The organism is Sporomusa sp. (assembly GCF_057736855.1).
In genome coordinates this window covers 1-1,648 of record NZ_JBYKYF010000182.1, presented here as the reverse complement: position 1 = coordinate 1,648, position 1,648 = coordinate 1, and the positions used below count along the sequence as shown (strand labels likewise).

Annotated in this window: 2 protein-coding genes; both read right to left on the bottom strand. The window is 47.7% G+C overall.

Annotated elements, in window-relative coordinates:
* Nucleotides 1–43 precede the first annotated feature (43 nt).
* Nucleotides 44–202, bottom strand: coding sequence for a rubredoxin (gene rd, locus AC29Z1_RS11840; protein ID WP_488271670.1), 159 nt, complete (start codon nucleotides 200–202; stop codon nucleotides 44–46).
* 197 nt (nucleotides 203–399) lie between these two features.
* The coding region (uvrC, locus tag AC29Z1_RS11835; RefSeq protein WP_488271669.1) for an excinuclease ABC subunit UvrC at nucleotides 400–1,648 on the bottom strand (1,249 nt) is incomplete at its 5' end.

Genomic DNA, 1,648 nt, shown 5'->3' with positions numbered 1-1,648 from the left:
CATATAGAAAAGACTTGGCATAAACCAAGTCTTTTCTTCACTGCTATATTTTTTCGAACTGATCTTTACCAACACCGCAAACTGGACATTGCCAGTCATCTGGTACATCGGCAAAAGCGGTTCCTGGCTGAACTCCGTGATCCAGATCGCCTTGTTCCGGATCATACTCATAGCCGCATACCATACATCTGTACTTTTCCACAACTATCCACCCCTTTGTAATAGTAGACTACTTTTTTAGTATTGTACTATGTTCACAATACAATTGCAAACAAAAACTGGTAATTACTCAGGGTGAACTTACTTTAATACTGAATCAAAACTCCATCACTACAGACAGCGTTACTCAGGTTCAGGTAGCATCCACTTCGCCGGAACGGCGTGGTTTAGCTTTGCTATTCATTCATACCCTTTCTGACGAAAGAAATTGTACACAGCCTCCGCTGCCGGAAGCGTCATGCCGTTAACTTTAGCTAATTCCTCCACCTCAGCGGCTTTAATTTTAGCCAGACTGCCAAAGTGATCCCACAGCGCTTTACGTCGTTTGGCTCCAATACCAGGAATGTGATCAAGCACAGACACCAGATTCCGTTTGGAACGAAGTTTACGATGATAGGTAATCGCAAAACGGTGCGCTTCATCCCGGATACGTTGCACTAAATACAGCGCTTGTGAGTGGCGTGGCAAAATGAGCGGTTCGCTGATCCCCTCACGAAAAATATGTTCAAATTCCTTGGCTAGCCCTATGACCATCACATCGGTAAGACCAGCAGCACGGATAATCGGCAGGGCCGCATTTAACTGGCCTTTGCCGCCATCAATAATAATCAAGTCAGGAATCGGCCCTTTTTCGATAGCATCGCGGTACCGCCGCCCCACAACTTCTTGCATGGACTTAAAATCATCAGGCTTGCCTTCCACGGTTTTTAACTTATAGCGGCGATATTCATTCTTATTGGGCTGACCGCCCTCAAATACCACCATGGAAGCCACCGTTTCCGATCCTTGGATATGCGAGATATCAAAACACTCAATTCGTTCTGGCGCACTCGGCAAACCCAAGTACTGTCCAAGTTCGGCAGCAGCCCCAGCAGTTTTATCCGCATCGGCTTTTAGGCGCGCGGCTTGCTCTTCCAGCACAGTAGCCGCATTACCTGCCGCCATATTGACCAAATCTTTCTTGGTACCGCGTTTTGGAGTCTCCACCTGTACCCGGCTACCTTTGATACCACTCAGCCACTCGGCTAAGAGCTGCTGATCCTCCAGAGCCAACGGCAGCAGGATTTCCCGGGGAATAAAGGCTGCCTGGCTGTAATACTGCTTAACAAAAGCTTCCAGGATAGCCGGATCGGGTTCATCTTCGCCACCTGACAACATAAAATGATCACGCCCCACCATTTTACCGCTGCGAATAAAGAAGACCTGCGCACAAATCCCAGCTGCTGATCTGGCCAAGCCAATAACATCCTGGTCACCGCTGCCTGTTACGATATTTTGTTTTTCAATAACTTTCTCAACAGCGACAAGTTGGTCACGAATCCTGGCAGCCTGTTCAAACTCTAGTGATTCTGCCGCTTGCATCATAGCCTGTTTCAGTTTCTTGACAACAGCATCGCTCCGGCCTTCCAAAAACAGCGTTACGGCTTTA